At 75.2% G+C, this 19,594-nt stretch carries 15 protein-coding genes and 1 pseudogene; 12 read left to right on the top strand and 4 right to left on the bottom strand.

From position 1 onward, the window contains the following. The first annotated feature begins 87 nt into the window (after positions 1 to 87). Positions 88 to 2,700 carry an ATP-dependent chaperone ClpB gene (clpB, locus tag ACOQFB_RS19345; RefSeq protein ID WP_421609585.1) on the top strand — a complete coding sequence of 871 codons (2,613 nt, stop codon included), beginning with the start codon at positions 88 to 90 and terminating at the stop codon, positions 2,698 to 2,700. A 134-nt stretch (positions 2,701 to 2,834) separates the two neighbouring features. Continuing rightward, the gene (locus ACOQFB_RS19350; protein WP_059438164.1) at positions 2,835 to 3,677 is read left to right on the top strand and encodes an LEA/WHy family protein; all 843 of its coding nucleotides are present in this window, start codon (positions 2,835 to 2,837) and stop codon (positions 3,675 to 3,677) included. A 7-nt stretch (positions 3,678 to 3,684) separates the two neighbouring features. Here ACOQFB_RS19350 and ACOQFB_RS19355 read toward each other — a convergent pair whose 3' ends face one another. The 3 genes from ACOQFB_RS19355 to truA all read right to left on the bottom strand — a co-directional run bounded on the left by ACOQFB_RS19355 (position 3,685) and on the right by truA (position 6,245). Next, positions 3,685 to 4,080, bottom strand: a complete 396-nt coding sequence (locus tag ACOQFB_RS19355; protein ID WP_494492322.1) for a hemerythrin domain-containing protein — start codon at positions 4,078 to 4,080, stop codon at positions 3,685 to 3,687. 225 nt (positions 4,081 to 4,305) lie between these two features. Beyond that, the gene (asd, locus tag ACOQFB_RS19360; protein ID WP_059438166.1) at positions 4,306 to 5,394 is read right to left on the bottom strand and encodes an aspartate-semialdehyde dehydrogenase; all 1,089 of its coding nucleotides are present in this window, start codon (positions 5,392 to 5,394) and stop codon (positions 4,306 to 4,308) included. A gap of 113 nt (positions 5,395 to 5,507) precedes the next feature. Continuing rightward, positions 5,508 to 6,245 carry a tRNA pseudouridine(38-40) synthase TruA gene (gene truA, locus ACOQFB_RS19365; RefSeq protein ID WP_421609586.1) on the bottom strand — a complete coding sequence of 246 codons (738 nt, stop codon included), beginning with the start codon at positions 6,243 to 6,245 and terminating at the stop codon, positions 5,508 to 5,510. 55 nt (positions 6,246 to 6,300) lie between these two features. Between truA and ACOQFB_RS19370 the strand changes: the two genes are divergently transcribed. The 4 genes from ACOQFB_RS19370 to ACOQFB_RS19385 all read left to right on the top strand — a co-directional run bounded on the left by ACOQFB_RS19370 (position 6,301) and on the right by ACOQFB_RS19385 (position 13,166). Then, positions 6,301 to 7,548, top strand: coding sequence for a hypothetical protein (locus ACOQFB_RS19370; protein ID WP_421609587.1), 1,248 nt, complete (start codon positions 6,301 to 6,303; stop codon positions 7,546 to 7,548). A 47-nt stretch (positions 7,549 to 7,595) separates the two neighbouring features. After that, positions 7,596 to 9,125, top strand: coding sequence for a glycosyltransferase family 39 protein (locus tag ACOQFB_RS19375; RefSeq protein WP_421609588.1), 1,530 nt, complete (start codon positions 7,596 to 7,598; stop codon positions 9,123 to 9,125). Positions 9,126 to 9,212: 87 nt separating this feature from the next. Then, complete coding sequence (locus tag ACOQFB_RS19380) at positions 9,213 to 10,262, top strand: polyprenyl synthetase family protein (RefSeq protein ID WP_059438170.1); 1,050 nt, start codon at positions 9,213 to 9,215, stop codon at positions 10,260 to 10,262. Between the two features lie 174 nt (positions 10,263 to 10,436). Further along, positions 10,437 to 13,166, top strand: a complete 2,730-nt coding sequence (locus tag ACOQFB_RS19385) for a M16 family metallopeptidase (protein WP_421609589.1) — start codon at positions 10,437 to 10,439, stop codon at positions 13,164 to 13,166. Between the two features lie 37 nt (positions 13,167 to 13,203). Here the strand turns inward: ACOQFB_RS19385 and ACOQFB_RS19390 are convergent, their stop codons facing one another. After that, positions 13,204 to 13,479 (bottom strand): hypothetical protein, encoded by a 276-nt coding sequence (locus ACOQFB_RS19390; protein ID WP_011419435.1) that lies wholly within the window; start codon positions 13,477 to 13,479, stop codon positions 13,204 to 13,206. A gap of 150 nt (positions 13,480 to 13,629) precedes the next feature. Here ACOQFB_RS19390 and ACOQFB_RS19395 point away from each other — a divergent pair. The 6 genes and pseudogenes from ACOQFB_RS19395 to mqnC all read left to right on the top strand — a co-directional run bounded on the left by ACOQFB_RS19395 (position 13,630) and on the right by mqnC (position 19,496). Next, positions 13,630 to 15,143 (top strand): annotated as a pseudogene (locus tag ACOQFB_RS19395) (menaquinone biosynthesis decarboxylase). Between the two features lie 2 nt (positions 15,144 to 15,145). Next, positions 15,146 to 15,847 (top strand): ubiquinone/menaquinone biosynthesis methyltransferase, encoded by a 702-nt coding sequence (locus tag ACOQFB_RS19400; protein ID WP_237757857.1) that lies wholly within the window; start codon positions 15,146 to 15,148, stop codon positions 15,845 to 15,847. Next, positions 15,844 to 16,164, top strand: a complete 321-nt coding sequence (locus ACOQFB_RS19405) for a flavoprotein (RefSeq protein ID WP_494492323.1) — start codon at positions 15,844 to 15,846, stop codon at positions 16,162 to 16,164. The genes ACOQFB_RS19400 and ACOQFB_RS19405 overlap by 4 nt, the downstream gene beginning before the upstream one ends. Continuing rightward, a complete protein-coding gene (locus ACOQFB_RS19410) occupies positions 16,134 to 16,430 on the top strand; it encodes a hypothetical protein (protein WP_494492324.1) in 297 nt (98 codons plus the stop codon). The genes ACOQFB_RS19405 and ACOQFB_RS19410 overlap by 31 nt, the downstream gene beginning before the upstream one ends. Before the next feature lies 1 nt (position 16,431). Beyond that, a complete protein-coding gene (gene mqnE / locus ACOQFB_RS19415) occupies positions 16,432 to 17,598 on the top strand; it encodes an aminofutalosine synthase MqnE (protein WP_059436925.1) in 1,167 nt (388 codons plus the stop codon). A gap of 17 nt (positions 17,599 to 17,615) precedes the next feature. Further along, positions 17,616 to 19,496, top strand: a complete 1,881-nt coding sequence (mqnC, locus tag ACOQFB_RS19420; RefSeq protein ID WP_059436926.1) for a cyclic dehypoxanthinyl futalosine synthase — start codon at positions 17,616 to 17,618, stop codon at positions 19,494 to 19,496. Positions 19,497 to 19,594: the final 98 nt, after the last annotated feature.

The raw sequence follows: 19,594 nt of genomic DNA on the forward strand, positions 1-19,594 counted from the left end.
CGAGGGAACCCGCGCACCCGCCCGGCCGCGCGCGCCCCTGCGGCCCGGCTCGCTTGCCAGGGGTCCTCCCGGTCTTACGTTGGCCCCATGCGAATGGAAAAGCTCACCGTGAAGGCGCAGGAGGTCCTCGCCGCCGCGCAGGGGGAGGCGCGCCGCCGCGATCACCAGGCGGTGGACGCCGAGCACCTGGTGCTCGCGCTGCTCGGCCAGGAGGAGGGCATCGCGCGCCCGGTGCTGGAGAAGATCGGCGCGGACCCGCGCCTGGTCGCCTCGCGCGTGGAGGACGAGCTGCGCTCGCTGCCGAAGGTGTCGGGCGGCGAGCCCTACCCGTCCACCCGCCTGCTGAAGCTCTTCGACCGGGCCGAGGACGACGCCCGCAAGCTGAAGGACGAGTACGTCTCGACCGAGCACCTGCTGCTCGCCGCCGCCGAGGACAAGGGCGGCGCCGGCGAGGCGCTGCGCGCGTCCGGCGCCACGCCCGACCGCGTCCGCCAGGCGGTGCAGGAGGTGCGGGGCGGCGCGCGCGTCACCTCGCCCGAGGCCGAGAGCCAGTACCGCGCGCTCGAGAAGTACGCGAAGGACCTCACCGACCTCGCGAAGAAGGGCAAGCTCGACCCGGTCATCGGCCGCGACGACGAGATCCGGCGCGTGGTCCAGATCCTCTCCCGCCGCACCAAGAACAACCCGGTGCTGGTGGGCGACCCCGGCGTCGGCAAGACCGCCATCGTCGAGGGCCTGGCGCGCCGGATCGTGGACGGCGACGTGCCGGAGGGGCTGAAGAACAAGCGGCTGCTCGCGCTCGACCTGGGCGCGCTGCTCGCCGGCGCCAAGTTCCGCGGCGAGTTCGAGGAGCGGCTGAAGGCGGTGCTGAAGGAGGTGACCGGCTCGGAGGGCCAGATCATCCTCTTCATCGACGAGATGCACACCATCGTGGGCGCCGGCGCCGCCGAGGGCGCCATGGACGCGGGCAACATGCTGAAGCCCGCCCTGGCCCGCGGCGAGCTGCACGCGGTGGGCGCCACCACGGTCAACGAGTACCGCAAGCACATCGAGAAGGACCCGGCCCTGGAGCGGCGCTTCCAGCCGGTGTTCGTGGGCGAGCCGTCGCTCACCGACACCATCTCGATCCTGCGCGGCCTGAAGGACCGCTACGAGCTGCACCACAAGGTCCGCATCCAGGACGCGGCGCTGGTCGAGGCGGCGCGGCTGTCGAGCCGCTACATCACCGACCGCTTCCTGCCCGACAAGGCCATCGACCTCGTGGACGAGGCGGCCAGCCGGCTGCGCATCGAGATCGACTCGATGCCGACCGAGGTGGACGAGGTGCGCCGCCGGATCGGGCAGCTCGAGATCGAGCGGCAGGGCCTGCGCAAGGAGCAGGACGAGGCCTCGCGCGCGCGGCTCGCCGCGGTGGAGAAGGAGCTCGCCGCCCGCAACGAGGAGTTCACCGCGCTGAAGGGGCGCTGGGACGCCGAGAAGGCGGTGATCCTGGAGCTGAACCAGGCGCGCGAGGAGCTGGAGGCGCTGAAGGTCGAGCAGGCCGCCGCCGAGCGGCAGGCCGACTTCCAGAAGGCCGCCGAGATCAAGTTCGGGCGGCTGCCGGAGCTGACGCGGCGGGTGAAGGCCGCCGAGGAGAAGCTCGCCGAGGCGCAGACCCGCGGCGCCATGCTGAAGGAGGAGGTGACGCCGGAGGAGATCGGCGAGGTCGTCTCGAAGTGGACCGGCATCCCGGTGTCGCGCCTCATGGAGGGCGAGGTCGAGAAGCTGCTCGGGATGGAGCAGCGCCTGCACGAGCGGGTGGTCGGGCAGGAGGAGGCGGTGAGCGCCGTCTCGGCCGCGGTGCGCCGGGCCCGCTCCGGCCTGCAGGACCCGAACCGCCCCATCGGCTCGTTCATCTTCCTCGGCCCCACCGGCGTCGGGAAGACCGAGACCGCCCGCGCGCTCGCGCAGTTCCTGTTCGACGACGAGCGGGCCATGGTCCGGCTCGACATGTCCGAGTACATGGAGAAGCACACCGTCTCGCGGCTGATCGGCGCGCCCCCGGGCTACGTCGGCTACGAGGAGGGCGGCCAGCTCACCGAGGCGGTGCGCCGGCGGCCGTACGCGGTGGTGCTGTTCGACGAGATCGAGAAGGCGCACCACGACGTGTTCAACGTGCTGCTCCAGATCCTCGACGACGGCCGGCTCACCGACGGCCAGGGCCGCACGGTGGACTTCCGCAACACGGTCATCATCATGACCTCCAACATCGGCTCGGCCGACATCCAGCGGCTGGCCGGCCGGCCCGGGGCGGACATGCAGCAGATCCGCGAGGCGGCGCTCGAGCACCTCCGCGGCGAGTTCCGCCCCGAGTTCCTGAACCGGGTGGACGAGATCGTGGTGTTCCGGCCGCTCGGCCGCGAGGACGTGGGCCGGATCGTCGAGATCCAGCTCGCCCGCCTGCGCAAGCTCATCGAGGAGCGCCACGTCACCCTCGAGCTCACCGAGGCGGCGCGCGAGGCCATCGCCGACGCCGGGTACGATCCGGTCTACGGCGCGCGCCCGCTGAAGCGCGCCATCCAGCGGATGGTGCAGGACCCGCTCGCGACCCGCCTGCTCCAGGGCGAGTTCAAGGCCGGCGACCACGTGGTGGTGGACGAGGGCAAGGACGGCAACATCGCCTTCCGCAAGGGCGAGCGGCCGGAGGTCACGGTCCACTGAGCCGAGGGCGGGGGCGGGCCGGCGGCGCATGTGCGCCCCGGCCCCACCTCGCCCGACGCCGGGCCTGTCGGCCCCGGATCGCGGCGGACTACAACCGGACGGCCCGCCCTCCCGCGGGCCCCGGAGGTCCCCGCATGCGTCCGCTCGGCCACGCCGCCCTCGCCGCCCTCGCCGCGCTCGTCGCCCTCACCGCCGCCTGCGGCGGCCGCGCGGTGCGGACCCCGCCGCTCGCGATCGACCCGCCGGCCTTCCGCCCCGAGGCGCTCCTCCCCACCGGCGCCGACGCGTACGGCGTGGCGCTGGCGCTCTCCGGGCGCATCGAGAACCCGAACCCGATGGCCCTGCCGGTGGCGGGCTTCACCTACGCGTTCGAGGTGATGGGCGCGCCCGCCGGCGGCGGCCAGGTGGCGAGCGAGCTCGTGCTCCCGGCCGGCGGCGCGGTGCCGGTGACGGTCCCGGTCCGGCTGCGCTGGGCCGACGTCCCCGGCTTCCTGGAGGCGCTCGCGACGCGTCCCTCGCTCCCGGTCACGGTGAGCGGCGCCGCGCGGGTGCGGGCCGGCGGCGGCACGGTGGCGGTGCCCTACCGGATGGACGGCAGCGTGGTGCTCCCGCGCCTGCCCTCGGTGACGCTCGCCGACGCGGTGGTGCGCGAGTCCACCCTGTTCCATACGGTGGTCGAGCTGCGCGTGAGCGTGCGGAACCCGAACCCCTTCCCGCTGCCCACCGGCCGCCTCTCCTACGACCTCAGCGTCTCGGGCGTGCCGGTGATCCAGGCGGCGAAGTCCGCGCTCGACGCGGTGCCGCCGCAGGGCCAGGCGACGGTGGTGGTGCCGGTCCGCTTCTCCACTGTGGGCGCGGCCGCCGGCGCGCTGGCGGGCGCGGTGCGCGGCCGGGCGGACCTGTCGGTGTCGGGGCGCGCCGGGTACGGCGCGCTGGAGGTGGGCGTGGACCTGCGCGGCGCGCTCGCGGCGCGGTGAGCGCGGCCTAGACGGCGGCGGCGCCCGGCGCGCCCGGGCGCGAGGCCACGAAGCGCGCGGTCATCGCGTCCATGGTGCGGATGTGCTGGACGAACCACGCCGGCACCGTCTCGAAGAGGTAGCCCCGGAGGCGCACCGGATCGCCGCCCTCGCGGAAGGCGCGGGCCTCGCCGTCCATCTCGGCGAGCACGCGGTCGTGCTCCCCCTTGTGCTGCGGGTAGGCGGGGAAGCCGGTCTCGCGCATGACCTGCTCCTCCCGGAGGAAGTGCTCGCGGGTGTGGACCGCGAGCAGCGAGAGGCGCTCCAGCACCGCGTCCAGGCTGCCCCGCCGGGCGCGGTGCGCCTCGAGCGCCTCGCCGAGCGCCTCGAGCAGCCGGATCTCCTCGGCGTGGTCCTCGTTCATGAACGGCAGCGGCAGCTCGGGGATCTGGCTGGGGTCGACGAAGCGCGCATGGGGCGGGCGGCCTCCGGCGGCTCCGGCGCGAGCCGCGGCAGCCCTGATGTAACCCGCCGCGAACCGCGGCGCCTCGCCCTCCGCCGGGGCGGCGGGCGCGCGGCGGACCGGGACGAAGCCCCCCTCGCCGGCGATCCGGCGAGGGGGCTCGAGGGGGGCGGGCGAGCGGGCGGGCTACTTCGCCTGGATGTAGCCGTCGGCGGTGAGGAGCTCGGCGGTGAGCACCGCCCCGCCGGCGGCGCCGCGCACCGTGTTGTGCGACAGGCACACGAACCGGTAGTCGAAGATCGCGTCCGGGCGCAGGCGGCCGATGGTGACCGCCATGCCGTCGCCGGCGTCGCGGTCGAGCCGGGTCTGCGGGCGGGACTCGTCCTCGAAGTACTGGAGGAACGGCTTCGGCGCGGAGGGCAGGCCCAGCTTCTGCGGCTTGCCGGAGAAGCTCTTCCACAGCTCGAGCACGTCCTCCTTCGAGGGCTTCCGCTCGAAGGACACGAACACCGCCGCCATGTGGCCGTCGGAGGCGGGCACGCGGATGCACTGGGCGGTGATGACCGGGTCCTGGGCGGCGACGATCTTCCCGCCCTCCACCCGGCCCCAGATCTTCATCGGCTCCTTCTCGCTCTTCTCCTCCTCGCCCTTGATGAAGGGGATGAGGTTGTCCACCATCTCCGGCCAGGACTCGAAGGTCTTCCCGGCGCCGGAGATCGCCTGGTAGGTGGCGACCGCGATGCGCTTCGGGCCGAACTTCATGAGCGGGTGGATGGCCGGCACGTAGCTCTGGAGCGAGCAGTTCGGCTTCACCGCGATGAACCCGCGCGACGTGCCGAGCCGCCTGCGCTGCGCCTCGATCACCGCGGCGTGCTCCGGGTTGAGCTCGGGCACCATCATCGGCACGTCGGCCGTGCCGCGGTGGGCGGAGTTGTTCGAGACCACCGGCGTCTCGTGCTTCGCGTAGTCCTCCTCGAGCCGCGCGGTCTCGTCCTTCGGCATGTCCACCGCGCAGAAGACGAAGTCCACCTCGCCGGCGATGGCCGCCACGTCGGAGGCGTTCTTCACCGTGAGCCCGGCGGTCGCCGCGGGGAGCGCCGACTTGAGCGCCCAGCGCCCCTTCACCGCGTCGGCGTACTTCTGCCCGGCCGAGTTGGCGCTGGCCGCGACCAGCGTGACCTCGTACCAGGGGTGGTTCTCGAGCAGGGCGACGAAGCGCTGACCGACCATGCCGGTGGCGCCGAGGACTCCGACCTTCAGCTTCTTCTGGCTCATGGCTCCTCTCCTCCGAGGAGGGGCGAACGCGAGGGGAAAGGCGGAGAGGGTAGCACACCGGGGGCGCGGGCCGACGGCTCCCGCGTCGTGGGGAGCGGCGGCCGCCGGGCGGCTCAGTAGAAGACCTCTTCCAGGAACAGCCCCTGCGGCGGCGCCGTCGGCCCGGCCTCGGTGCGATCGCCGCGCGCGAGCAGGGCGAGCATGGAGCCGGGCGCCCGCCTGCCCCGCCCCACCTCCACCAGCGTGCCGACGATGTTCCGCACCATGTGCTTCACGAACGCGGTCGCCTCGATGACCACCTCGACCCGGCCGCCCGCCTCGCCCAGCACCTCCAGCCGGCGCACCTCGCGAACGGCGTGCTCGCAGGCGCAGTCGGCCGCCTGGAACGCGGCGAAGTCGTGGCGCCCGACCAGGTGCGCCGCCGCCTCGCGCACGGCCGCGAGGTCGAGCGGGTGGAAGTGCTGCCAGGCCTGCAGCCGGGTGAGCGGGGCGCGGGTGGGCAGGTTCTCGACGACGTAGCGGTAGCGCTTGCCGCGCGCGCTGCGGCGGGCGTCGAAGCCGTCGGGCTCGAGGCTGGCCGCGCGCACCGCCACGTCGGGCGGCAGGAGCGCGTTCATGCCCATGACGTAGGCCTTCACCGGGAGCGGTCGCTCCTCCGGGAAGGAGACCACCTGGCCGCGCGCGTGGACGCCCGCGTCGGTGCGCCCCGCCGCGGTGACCCGGCGCGGCGCCTTGTGCAGGGTGGCGAGCGCCCGCTCGACCTCCGCCTGGATCGAGGGCCCGTTCGGCTGGACCTGCCAGCCGACGTACGCGGTCCCGTCGTACTCCAGCACGAGCTTCACCACCGGCACGCCGCGAAGGTACCACGCCCTCGCGGCCGGGCGGCCCGATGCGCAGGGTCCCGGCATGCGGACCGCCGCCGTCTCCGCCGTGGCCGTGCTGCGCCCCTTCGCCCTGCTCGCGCTGGCGCTCGTCGCCGCCGCCCTCCTCGCGCGGTGCGGCTCCGGCGGGAACGGGGGCGGCGCGCCGCCGCCCGGCGACGGCGGGCCGAACCCGCCGCCGGGGGCGCCGGGCTGGGCGGTGGCGGCCGCGGAGCGCTTCGAGGCGGCGCTGCCCGACGGCGCGTTCGCGCCGGACCCGGTGCCGGACGACGGCCCGTTCTCGGACGGCGGGGCGTTCTTCGCTTCACGGAACGTCACGCCGCCGGCGGCGTTCCGCGCCTCGACGCCCGCGGGCGCGGGCGGCTGGTTCACGGTCGAGTCGTACACGCGCCGCGCGGGCGCCTCCACGCGCGAGCTCGCCGAGGTGGTCCAGGATCCCGCCGACCCCTCCAACCACGCGCTGCGGATCACCTCGCGCGCGCACACCGACGCGACCGTGCTCCGCCCCTCCGCGCCGCTCCCGGCGCGCTACCGCATCTCGGTGCGGGTGGGGTTCCCGTCGTTCGGCGACGGGGTCGCGGGCGGGCTGAACGGCTACGACGGGCCCGCCGACGCCGGGCCGTGGTGGCCGGGCGAGGACGCCACCCGGCAGAACGGCTTCTACTGGCTGACCATCCTCGACCGGCTGCCGCGGCCGCACGTGAACACCTGGATCCACCACCACCGCAAGGTCGTGGTGGACTCGGACAACCACTACCCGCCGTGGATGGAGATCTGGGACGGGAGCCGCTTCGTGGGGTCGGGCGAGCACCCGGTGATGCTGTTCGCGCTCGACGGCACGCAGCCCGGCACCGAGCGCACCGGCCCGCCGTTCCTGTCCTTCTCGAACGGCGCCTGGCAGCCGTCCGGCGCGATCCGCGCGGTGGACGCGTACCTGCCGGACACCTGGTACCGCGTGACCCTCGAGCGCGACGGGCCGCGCTACACCGTCGAGGTCTCGGGGAAGTTCCGGTACGGCGGCGAGCAGACCTACCGCGCCACGGTCGACGCCGCCGCGGCCTGCGTCTTCCACTACCCCGTGGACGCGGCCGAGGCGGCGGGCGCGGCGCGCTGCGTGGACGAGGGCGCGTTCGCGTCGGTGGGGCCGGCGTACCCGCGCTGGCCGGCGGGCGGCGCCTGGCCGGACTGGTTCATGCTCGGCGATCCGCACGTGAACTACTACGAGGGCAGCGTGCTCTACGACGACCTCGTCCTGGAGACGTGGCGGGAGTGACCCGGCAGGGAGGCCGCCCGCGCGGCCGGGACCGGTAAGCTCGCCGCGTGGATCCGTCCCGCCCCGCGCGCCGGCCGTTCCTCGACGCGCCGCGCGCGCTCGCCGCGCTCGCGTTCGCGCTGCACGCCGCCTGCGGCGGGCGCTACGGGATCTTCCGCGACGAGCTGTACTTCGTCGCCTGCGGGCGGCGCCTCGCGGCCGGCTACGTGGACCAGCCGCCCGGCATCGCGGTGGTGGCGCGGCTCGCCTCGGAGCTGTCCGGCACCTGGGTGCCCGGGCTGCGGCTCCCGGCCTGGCTCGCCTCGGCGGCGACGGTGCTCCTCGCCGGACGCCTCGCCGCGCGGCTCGGGGGCGGCGCGGCCGGGGCGGCGCTCGCGTCGGCGGCCACGCTCGCCTGCGGCGTCCTGCTCGCGCTCGGGCACTACCTCACCATGAACGCGTTCGAGCCGCTGCTCGTGCTCGCGCTGGCGCTGCTCCTGGTCCGGCTCGCGGACGGCGGCGACCCGCGCCTGTGGGTCGCCGCCGGCGCGGTGGCCGGGCTCGCCGCGCTCTTCAAGTACACCTCGGCGCTGGTGGCGCTGGCGCTCCTCGCCGGCGTCGCGGCGACCTCGGCGCGGCGCGCGCTCCGGACGCGCTGGGCGCTCGCGGGCGCGGCGGTCGGGCTGCTCGCGGTCCTGCCCAACCTCGCCTGGCAGCTCGCGCACGGGCTCCCGTTCCTCGAGCTGGTGCGGAACGGGCAGCTCCACAAGAACGCGCCCACCTCGCCGCCCGCGTTCGCGCTCGGGCTCCTGCGCGACGCGAACCCGCTGCTCGCGCCGCTGTGGCTGGGCGGCCTCGGCTGGCTCGTCGGCCGGGCGGGCGCGCCGGCCGCGCGGGCGCTCGGGATCGGGGCCGCGCTCTACCTCGCGCTCCTCGCCGCCACCGGCGGCAAGCCGTACTACGCCGCGCCGGTGCTGCCGATCCTGCTCGCGGCAGGCGGGGCCGCCGCGGCGCCGCTCCTCCGGCGCCCGGCGCTGCGGGTGGCCGCCCCCGCGCTGGCGCTCGCCTCGCTCGCCCCGGGGCTGCCGCTCGCGATCCCGATCCTGCCCGAGCCGGCGTTCGTCCGCTGGCAGGCCGCGCTCGGCCTCGAGCCGGAGCGGATGGAGCGGACCGAGTACGGCGTCCTCCCGCAGATCTACGCCGACCAGCACGGCTGGCCCGAGCTCGCGCGCGGCGTCGCCGAGGCGGCCGCGACGCTCGCGCCGGCGGAGCGCGCCACCGCGGCGGTGTTCGGCCAGAACTACGGCGAGGCGGCGGCGGTGGAGGTGTACGGCGCGGCGCTCGGGCTGCCGCCGGCCGTCTCCGGCCACAACCAGTACTGGCTCTGGGGCGTGCCGCCCGGCCGCGGCGACCCGCTCATCGTGATCTCCGACGCGGACGAGGACTGCGGCGGCGCGTTCCGCGAGCGCGTCCTCGCGGCGCGGCTGCCCGCGAGCCCGTGGGTGATGCCCTACGAGGACGCGCGCTGGATCTGGATCTGCAGGGGGCTGCGGCGCCCGCTCGCCGGGCTGTGGCCCGCGCTCCGCTCCTACCAGTGAGGCCGGGCCGCATTCGTTGACCCCGCGGCGCCAGCCGCGCTATATGCGGCTTCAACTTTCGTTGAAGGTTCCCCCGGAGGCGCGGAAATGGCGGCGCAAGAGCAGGCCATCCTCTCCCAGCTCGACGCGAGCGCGCAGCGCGGCGTGCGCCCGGAGCGCGCGCAGGCGGCGCTCGCCGGCGTGCCGAGCCTCCCGGAGAGCCTGCTCGAGCTGGAGGCGCAGCTCACCCGCGCCACCGAGGACGCCGAGGCGAAGCTCCAGGCGGCCGCGCGCCACCTCGTCTCGGCCGGCGGCAAGCGGATCCGCCCCATGGTCACCCTGCTCGCCTGCGGCGCGTGCGGCGGCGAGATGCGGAGCGCCGTGCCGTACGCGGTGGCCGCCGAGCTGACCCACTCGGCCACGCTGCTGCACGACGACGTCATCGACGACGGCCCGGTGCGGCGCGGCCAGCCGGCCTCGCGCGTCATCTGGGGCAACGCCGTCTCGGTGCTCTCCGGCGACTGGCTGCTCACCCGCGCGCTCGAGATCGTCTCGGCCGAGGCGGCCCGCTCCGCGGCGCTGCCGCCGCTGCTCGCCACCATGCGGCGGCTGGTGGAGGGCGAGGTGCTGCAGCTCTCGCTCCGCGGCGGGTTCTCCGCCACCGAGCAGGCGTACATGGACGTGGTGATGGGCAAGACCGCGTCGCTGTTCGGCTGGGCGGCCGCGGCCGGCGCCTGGGCCGCCGGCGAGGTGGGCGAGATCCCCGCCGCGCTGGTGCGCTTCGGCGAGGGCATCGGGGTCGCGTTCCAGCTGGTGGACGACGCGCTCGACTACGCCGCCGATCCCGCGCTCCTCGGCAAGCGGCTCGGCACCGACCTCATCGAGGGCAAGGCCACGCTGCCGCTCATCCGCGCCTGCGAGGCGGAGCCCGCGCTCCGCGCGCGGCTCGGGGGCGTGGTCGACGGCACCGCCGACGTGGAGGCGGTGGCCGGCGAGGTGATCGAGGTCGTGAAGCGCGTGGGCGGGGTGGACGCCGCGCGCGCGCTCGCCCGCGAGCACACCCGCAGCGCGCTCGAGGCGCTCGAGCAGGTGCCGGACGGCGTGCACCGCCGCGCGCTGCATGCCGCCGCGCTGCAGCTGACGGAACGGGCGTTTTGATCGGATCGTAACGAGGGCTGCGCCCCTCCCCCGCTGCGCGGGGGCCCCACCCTGCTCGCCTTCGTCCGGCGTGGATTCGCCGGTCGGCGGGATGCGAGAGCGGTCGCCCCGACGCTCCGTCCGGCACCAACCGGGGACTCCGCTTCGACGGTTCGGGTCCATACTTGCCCATCGATGCGCGCCCGCGTCGCCGCGCTCGCCCCGTTCCTGCTCGCGTCCTGCGCCTTCGGCAGGCCCCGGCTCTCCACGCCGGCCTGCGCCACCGGCGCGGAGGCGCTGCCCTCCGGGATCCAGCTGGTCGCCTACGCGCTGCCGCACCGCCCCGACACGCTGGTGGCCGCCTCGTACCGGGTCGGCAGCGCGCGCGACCCCGCCGGGAAGGAGGGCCTCGCGCACCTCGTCGAGCACCTCTCCTTCCGCGCGCGCCACGGCGAGGGGCGCGCGCTCTCGGCGCGCCTCGAGGCGGAGGGGGTCGAGTTCGACGGGCGCACCTCCGCGGACGCCACCGACTTCCACGCGGTGGGCGATCCCGAGCAGCTCGACGCGCTGCTCCGCATCGAGGCCGACCGGCTGCGCGACCCGCTCGCGGGGGTGGACGAGCCGGAGCTGCGCCGGGAGCGCGAGGTGGTCCTGCAGGAGCTGGCGCTGCGGGGCGACCCGGACGCGCTCTGGTCGCAGGTGGACCGGCTGACCGCCCGCGCGCTGGCGGGCCACCCCTACGGGCGGATCGCGACGCCGGAGTCGCTGCGCGCCATCACGCTCGAGGACGTGCGCGCCTTCGCGCGCGCGCACTACCGCCCGGAGAACCTGCTCCTGCTCGTGGCGGGGCCCGCGCCGGCGGCGGCGGTCGCCGCGCGCGCCCGCGCCGCGCTCGGCGAGCTGGCCACGCGGCCGGCCGGGGCCGCCGATCCGCCCGTCCCGCCGCCCGAGCTCCGCGCGTCGCGGCCCGCGGCGCTCGACGTGGTGCGCGCGCCGGTGGAGCGCGCCTGGCTCCTGCTCACGGTGCCGCTCCCGGGCGACGCGGGCGCCGGCGGCGCGCGGGCCTACCTGGCGCTCCGCGCGCTCGAGGCGCAGGTGGAGCAGGTGCTCTCCGGGCCGGACCGCGACCGCGCGCTCTCGGTGGAGCTGCTCGTGCACGGGATGGACGGCGCGTCGCTGCCGGTGATCCGGATCGGCCTGCGCGGGCCGGACGACGCGCGGCCGCTGGTCGAGCGGCTCCGCGCCGGGCTGCGCTTCGCCGGCTGGCAGGGCGGCCCGGACCCGGGGGGCGAGGAGCTGCGCGACCGGCTGGTGATGGACGCGCACGTGCGGCTCGAGGCGCTCGACGCGTCCGAGGTCGCCCGCTGGATCCGCATCACCGGCCGCACCGACTACCTCACCGGCATGCCCGAGGCGGTCGGCGCCGCGGTGACGCCGGACCGCGCCGCGTTCGCCCGCCACTGGCTGCGCGAGGAGCACCTCGTGGCGCTGGCGATCGTGCCGGGCGAGGCCCCGCGGGACGAGGCGCCGCCGCGCCTGCCCGGCGCGAGCGCGCTCGACGACGACGACCCGCACGGCGCCGCGGCCGCCGGCGACCCCGCCCCGGCGCGCGACGCGGCCCGCGCCATGCGCCCGCCGCACCTCGACAGCGCGCGCCGGCGCAAGCTGAAGAACGGCGTGCGCGTGATCGTGTCGCCGCGCCCCGGCTACCGCGTGCTCTCGGCCCACCTGGTGGTGCGCACCGATCCCGCCGGGCCGCTGGAGCGCGTCTTCGAGGTGCTGGCGCTCCGCGCCGCGCGCTGCGCCGACCGGCCCGCCACCGTGGGCGGCGACCGGCTGGAGTTCGGCGCGCGCGCCCCCACCGAGCTCGTGGACCTGGCGCTCGCGCAGGTGGCCTGCCGCGCGGGCGACCTCACCGTGGACGCCGCCGCGTTCGAGCGCGAGCGCGACGCGATGGCGGATGCGCTGCGCCGCCGCCCGCCCACCCTGCACGAGGCCGCCGGGCAGCAGCTCGTCGAGCTCCTGTACCCCGGGCACCCCTACTCGGCCGAGGTCACCGAGGCGCGGGTGCGCGCGTTCCGCGCCGCGGACGCCGCGAAGTGGCTGGGGCTGAACGTCCGGCCGGAGCGGGCCGCGCTCGTCATCGCGGGCGACGTCGCGGCCACCGACGCGCTGTTCGAACGGATCGAGCAGCGGCTCGGGCGCTGGCGGCCGCGCGGCGGCGACGGCACGCTGCGGGCCCGTCCCCCGGCGCCGCTGCCCGCCGGCCGGGAGGTCGTGGTGGTGGACCGTCCCGGCTGGCGCGTCGCCGAGGTGCTGGTGGGCGTGCGCGTCCCGCCGCGCGGCGCGCGCGACGAGGCGGCGTTCCGGACGCTGTCCTGGCGGCTCCAGCACGCGCTCACCGCCCGGCTCCGCGACGGCGCGGGCCTCACCTACCGCGTGTCCATGTCCCTGCTGGAGCAGTCGCTGGGCAGCGCGCTCGTGCTCTCCACCGCGGTGGACCGCGCGCGCGCCGGCGAGGCGCTCGCCGCCGTGCTGGAGGAGCTCGGCGGCTCGGCGCGGCCGCTCGACCCCGAGGCGCTGGCGCAGGCCCGCTGGCGCGCGGTGCGCCGCGCCGGCCGCGGCCTCGGCACCTCCTGGCGGAACGCGCTCCGGCTCACCGAGATGTTCGTCCACGACCTGCCGCCGGACGAGTGGGACACCTTCGCGGCGCGCGCCGCGGCGCTCGACGCCGGCGCGCTCGTCGCCGAGGCCGGGCGCTGGGCGCTCGGGCGCGAGGCGATCGTGGTGGTGGGGGACGCCGCGGCGATCGCGCCGGAGCTGCGGGGCGCGGGCCTGCCGGCGCGGGTGCTGCCGGGGATGGCGCGGCGATGGCCGCCCCAGCCCGCGGAGCCCGCGCCTGGGGCGCGCGCGGCGGTGCCGTGAGGACGTGGGCGCGCGGCGCGCGGGGCGCGCGCCCGGGTCAGGCGTTTCGCCAGGCCCGCTCGGCGCGCAGGATCACCTGTCCGAGCGGCACGTCGTAGGGCCAGGAGTCGAGGATCAGCCGGCCCAGGTCCTCCGCCCGCTCGCGCTTCGGCGGGAGGGCGTCGCCGTCCAGCGCGGACAGGTAACCCTGCAGGCGCGACCGGCAGGTCCCGAGCTGCTCGGGGCAGAGCCGGTGCTGGTTGGTGGACAGCTCGCCGTCGAGCTCTGCGAGGGCGAGCACGATGAGGTCGCGGGCGCGGTTTCGGCGTTCCATCGCAGGGCACCATCACGCGTCCGCTTGACCGAAGTCAAGCGGCCCGGGCCAGCGTCCCGGAATCATGAGGCTCTCCCGGCCGGCGCGGCGGCCGGGGATGCTTTCAACGAACATTGAAACCCCCGGGAACCTGGGGTACAGATCCGCGCCATGGCCTACCGCTCGCTGCGTGAGTTCCTCGCCCGGCTCGACGAGGCCGGCGAGCTGGTCCGGATCACCGAGCCCGTCGACCCGGTCCTCGAGATGGCCGCGCTCGCCGACCGCGCCGCCAAGCAGGGCGGCCCGGCGCTGCTGTTCGAGCGCCCCGGCGCCCTGCCGGTCGCGATGAACCTGTTCGGCACCCGCCGGCGCACCAGCTGGGCGCTCTCCTGCGACGACTTCGAGCAGCACGCGGACGAGCTGCGCGCGCTGCTCCGCACCGCGCCGCCCCAGTCGTTCTGGGACAAGCTGAAGATGCTCCCGAAGCTGGGGAAGCTCGCGGCGATGGCGCCGAAGCACGTCTCCTCCGGCGCCTGCCAGGAGCTCGTCGATCGCGAGCCGGACCTCCGCACGCTGCCGGTGCTCACCACCTGGCCGCACGACGGCGGGCCGTTCATCACGCTCCCGCAGGTCATCACCCGCGACCCGGAGACCGGGATCCGCACGTGGGCATGTACCGGCTCCAGGTGCTCGGCCCGCGCCGGCTCGCCATGCACTGGCAGCTCCACAAGACCGCCACCGCGCACTACCGCGCCTACCAGCAGCGCGGCGAGCGGATGCCGGTCGCCATCGCGCTCGGCGGCGACCCCGCGCTCACCTACTGCGCCTCGGCGCCCCTGCCGCCCAACGTGGACGAGTACCTGTTCGCCGGCTTCCTGCGCGGCGCCTCGGTCCACACCGTCACCGGCGTCGCCACCGGGCTCGACGTGCCGGCCGACGCCGACCTCGTCATCGAGGGCTTCGTGGACACCGCCGCGCCGCTCGTCCGCGAGGGCCCCTTCGGCGACCACACCGGCTTCTACTCGCTCGCCGACGACTACCCGGCGCTCGACGTGGTCGCGATCACCCGCCGCAGGGACGCGGTCTACCCGGCCACCGTGGTGGGCCCGCCGCCGGTCGAGGACCAGTGGCTCGGCAAGGCCACCGAGCGCATGTTCCTGCCGCTCATGCAGATCGTGGCGCCCGAGATCGTGGACATCTGCATGCCGGTGGAGGGCGTCTTCCACAACCTGTGCCTCGTCTCCATCAAGAAGGAGCACCCGGGCCAGGCGAAGAAGGTCATCCACGGGCTGTGGGGCTCCGGCCAGATGGCGCAGACGAAGACGCTGGTGGTGTTCGACGAGGACGTGGACGTGCAGGACGTGCCGCAGGCCGCCTGGCGCGCGTTCGCGAACGTGGACGTGAAGCGCGACCTCGTGATCGCCGACGGGCCGGTGGACGTGCTCGACCACGCCGCCTCCGGCTTCGCCTACGGCGGCAAGATCGGCGTGGACGCCACGCGCAAGTGGCGCGAGGAGGGCGGGCGCGAGTGGCCGGAGGTGTGCGTCCACCCGCCCGAGGTGATCGCGCGGATGGACGCGCTCTACGACCGGCTGGTGCCGGGCGCGGCGCCGCTCCGCCGCCCGCGCATCGCCCCGCCCCCGGCGGCGTCCTGGACGCCGCGCCGCGGAGGGATCCTCCAGTGAGCGTGAACGTGCCGCTGCCCGGCGAGGCGCACCGCGCCTCCGCGGTCCGGGCCATGTTCGACCGCATCGCCCCGCGCTACGACCTGCTGAACCGGGTCATGACGCTGAAGGTGGACCAGGCCTGGCGCCGCCGCCTGCTCTCCGACCTCGCCCCGAAGGACGGCGAGCGGATGCTCGACCTGTGCGCCGGCACCATGGACGTCGCCGACCTGGCCCGCCGCCGCGCCCCGGGCCTGCGCGTCACCGGCGCCGACTTCTCCATGCAGATGCTCCGCCGCGGGGTGGAGAAGACCGCGCTGCCCGCCTCGCAGGCGGACGCGATGGCGCTGCCGTTCCTCGACGCGCGCTTCGACCTCGCCACGGTGACGTTCGGCATGCGCAACCTGGAGCGCTACGAGGTCGGGCTCGCCGAGCTGGCGCGGGTGCTGCGCCCGGGCGGGCGCCTCGGGGTGCTGGAGTTCTTCCGCTCCGAGTCGCGCGGCTCGCGCCTCGTGCACGGGGCCTACAACCGGCTGGCGCTGCCGGTGCTGGGCCGCGTCCTCTCGCCCGACCCGGAGGCGTACCGGTACCTGGTGGCCTCGATGGAGCGCTTCGCCTCGCGCGCCGAGTTCGAGGAGGCGGCGCGCCGCGCCGGCTTCCGCGAGGTGCGCGGCGAGACGCTGTTCCCGGGCGTGTGCGGGCTCGTCACGGCGGTGCGCGCGTGAAGCTGGTGGTCGCCGTCTCCGGCGCGTCGGGCGCCCCGTACGCGAAGCGGCTCCTCGACTTCCTGGCCGCGAACGCGGACCTGGGCGTGTCGGCCGACCTCGTCTTCACCCAGACCGGCAAGCAGGTCTGGAAGCAGGAGCTCGGCGCCGAGCCGCGCTACCCGTTCAAGATCTGGAAGAACCAGGACTTCACCGCGCCGTTCGCGTCGGGCTCGTCGATGTACGACGCCATGGTGGTGATCCCCTGCTCGGCGGGCGCGCTGGCACGCATCGCTACGGGATCTCGGTGGACCTCGTCGGCCGGGCCGCCGACGTGATGCTGAAGGAGCGCAAGCGCCTCGTGCTGGTGCTGCGCGAGACGCCCATCTCGCTCGTCCACGCCCGCGCCATGACGCAGGTGATCGAGGCGGGCGCGTTCGTGATGCCGGCCTCGCCCTCGTTCTACTCGGGGCCGAAGACGGTGGACCAGGTGGTGGACACGGTGGTGGCGCGGGTGCTCGACCGGCTGGGCATCCCGAACGAGCTGATGAAGCGCTGGGACGGCATCTCGCCCCGCGCCCCGGAGCCGGTGGAGGAACCCTGACATGCTCTCGACCCTGGCGAACCGCGCGCTCGAGCGCGACGGCCTCGGGCCCATCCGCGACAAGGTGCTGGCCGGCGAGCGGCTCACCGACGCCGACGGCCTGAGGCTGTTCGAGGCCGCGGACCTGCCCGCGCTCGGCGCGCTCGCGAACCACGTGCGCGAGGCCCGCCACGGCGCGCTCGCGTTCTACAACCGCAACGTCCACCTCAACCCGACCAACGTCTGCGTCGCGTCGTGCAAGTTCTGCTCGTTCGCGCGCAAGGACGACCAGCGCGCCTCCGACGGCTACACCATGTCGGTGGACGAGGCGGTGGCGAAGGTGCTGTCGCGCAAGCCGCTCGGCGTGACCGAGGTGCACATCGTCTCCGGCCTGCACCCCGACCTGCCGTTCGAGTACTACACCGAGCTGCTCTCGCGGATCCGGGCGGGCTGGCCCGAGGTGGCCATCAAGGCGTTCACCGCCATCGAGATCCACTTCTTCGCCGAGAAGTTCGGCATGAGCTACGAGCAGGTGCTGCGCCGGCTGATGGACGCCGGGCTGCAGACCATGCCCGGCGGCGGGGCCGAGATCTTCGCGCCGCGGGTGCGCCGGAAGATCTGCGACGACAAGGCCACCGCCGACCAGTGGATCGAGATCCACCGCACCGCCCACCGCCTCGGCGTGAAGACCAACTCCACCATGCTCTACGGCCACATCGAGCGCCTGGACGAGCGGGTGGACCACATGCGCCGGCTGCGCGAGCTGCAGGACGAGACCCACGGCTTCCAGGTCTTCATCCCGCTCGCGTTCCACCCCGAGCACAACATGATCGGCAAGGCGTTCCCGAAGCCCACCGGCTACGACGCGCTGCGCTCGCTGGCGGTGGCGCGCCTGTACCTCGACAACTTCGACCACGTGAAGGCCTACTGGGTGTCGCTCGGCGAGCGGCTGGCGCAGACCGCGCTCTCCTTCGGCGTGGACGACCTCGACGGCACCGTGCTCGAGGAGCGCATCTACCACATGGCCGGCTCCACCGTGCCGCAGGCGCTCAGCGAGCGCACGCTGCACCAGCTCATCCGCGCCGCCGGCCGCGTGCCGGCCGAGCGCGACAGCCTCTACCGCGTGCTGAAGGTCCACGACGCGCCGCTCCCCGAGGAGCCGCCCGCGCGCCTCCAGGTCACCGCCTGATCCCCCAGAGAGCTCCCATGCCGAAGAAGATCCGCGCCGCCGCCGTCTCGTTCCTGAACGCCTGGCCGCTCACCGCCGGGCTGGAGGGCTCCGAGCGCATCGAGCTGGTCCAGGCCGAGCCGTCCCGCTGCGCGGCCATGCTGGAGGCGGGCGAGGTGGACCTGGCGCTCGTGTCGGTCGCCGCGCTCACCAAGGGCCAGTACGACATCGTGCCCGGAATCGCCATCGGCGCCGACGGACCGGTGCAGACGGTGGTGCTCGCCGGCGAGCAGTCGCCGGCCATCTGGGACGAGGTGTTCCTCGACACCGCCTCCCGCACCTCGCACGTGCTCGCGAAGCTGGTGCTCGACGCGAAGGGCGTCCACCCGAAGTTCACGCCCATGCCGGCGGAGGAGGGGCTGGCCCGCGCCAAGGGCACCAAGGGCGCGCTGGTGATCGGCGACCGCGGGTTCGGCGTCCGCGCCAACCACGTGCTCGACCTGGGGCGCGAGTGGACCCAGCTCACCGGGCTGCCCATGATCTTCGCGCTGTGGGCGGCGCGCCCGGGCGCGGTCTCGCCGGAGGACGTGCAGGAGCTGACCCGGGCCGCGCAGCACGGGCTCGGGATCCGCACCGAGCTGGCGCAGAGGTTCGCCGCGCTGAAGGGCGGCGACCCGGAGAAGTACCGCCGCTACCTCACCCAGAAGATCCGCTACGGCCTCGGCCCCTACGAGCTGCAGGGGCTGGAGGCGTTCCTGGAGCGCGCCGCCGCGAAGGGCTTCCTGCCGCCCATGCCGCTCCGCTTCGTGGACGACGTGGTCAGGACCCGGCGCGCGCGCCGCGCCGTCTCGGTGGACACCGCGCTGCAGAAGGGCGCCGACGGCGAGCGCCTCGACGCCGACGAGGCGGCCACGCTCGACGAGAAGGCGCCGCTGCTCGAGCTCGGGCTGGCCGCCGACGCGCGCCGGCGCGCGCTCCACCCCGGCGATCTCGTCACGTACATCGTGTCGCGGAACGTGAACTACACGAACGTGTGCACCACCGCGTGCCACTTCTGCGCGTTCTACCGGCCGCGCGGCCACGGGGAGTCCTACGTCCTCACCCGCGAGGAGCTGACGCAGAAGATCGACGAGACCGTGGCGCTCGGCGGCATCGAGATCCTGCTGCAGGGCGGCCTCCACCCCGACCTCGGCGTCGAGTGGTACGAGGACCTGTTCCGCTGGGTGAAGCAGACCTGGCCGGTGATCAACCTCCACGCGCTCTCCCCCGAGGAGATCTGGCACATCGCCCGGACCAGCGAGCTCGGGCTCGAGGCCACCATCGACCGGCTGATCGCCGCCGGGATGGACTCCATCCCGGGCGGCGGCGCCGAGATCCTGGACGACGAGGTCCGCCGCCGGATCGCGCCGCTCAAGTGCTCCACCGACGAGTGGCTCACGGTGATGAAGGCGGCCCACGTGAAGGGGCTGAAGAGCACCGCCACCATGATGTTCGGGGTGGGCGAGGGGCCGGAGCACCGGGTGGCCCACCTCATGCGCCTGCGCGAGCTGCAGGACGAGACGCACGGCTTCACCGCGTTCATCTGCTGGCCGTTCCAGTCGCAGAACACCCGGCTCGAGCCGGGCGACGGGAGCGCCCACGCCTACCTGCGCACCAACGCGCTCTCGCGGCTCGTGCTCGACAACGTCCCCAACCTGCAGGCGTCCTGGGTGACCATGGGCGGGGGCGTCGCGCAGGCCGCGCTGCACATGGGCTGCAACGACTTCGGCCAGGTGATGATCGAGGAGAACGTGGTCTCCGCGGCCGGCACCACCTTCAAGATGGACTCGGAGGAGGTGGAGCGGCACATCCGCGACGCCGGCTTCCGCGCCGCCCGCCGCAACATGAGGTACCAGCTGGTGGAGGAGACCCGCGCGTGATCCGCGTGGTGGCCGCCCCCTGGGTGCTCCCCGGCCTCGCGCCCGGCGCGCCCGCCGCGTCCGCGCCGGCGATCGCCGACGGCGCGGTGGCGCTGGAG

Origin of the sequence: Anaeromyxobacter sp. Red801, from assembly GCF_049201065.2 — a bacterium.
Taxonomy (GTDB): domain Bacteria; phylum Myxococcota; class Myxococcia; order Myxococcales; family Anaeromyxobacteraceae; genus Anaeromyxobacter.

Coding starts and splice junctions, on each gene's coding strand:
- clpB (WP_421609585.1), top strand. CDS start 88: ATGCGAATGGAAAAGCTCACCGTGAAGGCGCAGGAGGTCCTCGCCGCC.
- ACOQFB_RS19350 (WP_059438164.1), top strand. CDS start 2,835: ATGCGTCCGCTCGGCCACGCCGCCCTCGCCGCCCTCGCCGCGCTCGTC.
- ACOQFB_RS19355 (WP_494492322.1), bottom strand. CDS start 4,080: ATGAACGAGGACCACGCCGAGGAGATCCGGCTGCTCGAGGCGCTCGGC.
- asd (WP_059438166.1), bottom strand. CDS start 5,394: ATGAGCCAGAAGAAGCTGAAGGTCGGAGTCCTCGGCGCCACCGGCATG.
- ACOQFB_RS19370 (WP_421609587.1), top strand. CDS start 6,301: ATGCGGACCGCCGCCGTCTCCGCCGTGGCCGTGCTGCGCCCCTTCGCC.
- ACOQFB_RS19380 (WP_059438170.1), top strand. CDS start 9,213: ATGGCGGCGCAAGAGCAGGCCATCCTCTCCCAGCTCGACGCGAGCGCG.
- ACOQFB_RS19385 (WP_421609589.1), top strand. CDS start 10,437: ATGCGCGCCCGCGTCGCCGCGCTCGCCCCGTTCCTGCTCGCGTCCTGC.
- ACOQFB_RS19390 (WP_011419435.1), bottom strand. CDS start 13,479: ATGGAACGCCGAAACCGCGCCCGCGACCTCATCGTGCTCGCCCTCGCA.
- mqnE (WP_059436925.1), top strand. CDS start 16,432: ATGCTCTCGACCCTGGCGAACCGCGCGCTCGAGCGCGACGGCCTCGGG.
- mqnC (WP_059436926.1), top strand. CDS start 17,616: ATGCCGAAGAAGATCCGCGCCGCCGCCGTCTCGTTCCTGAACGCCTGG.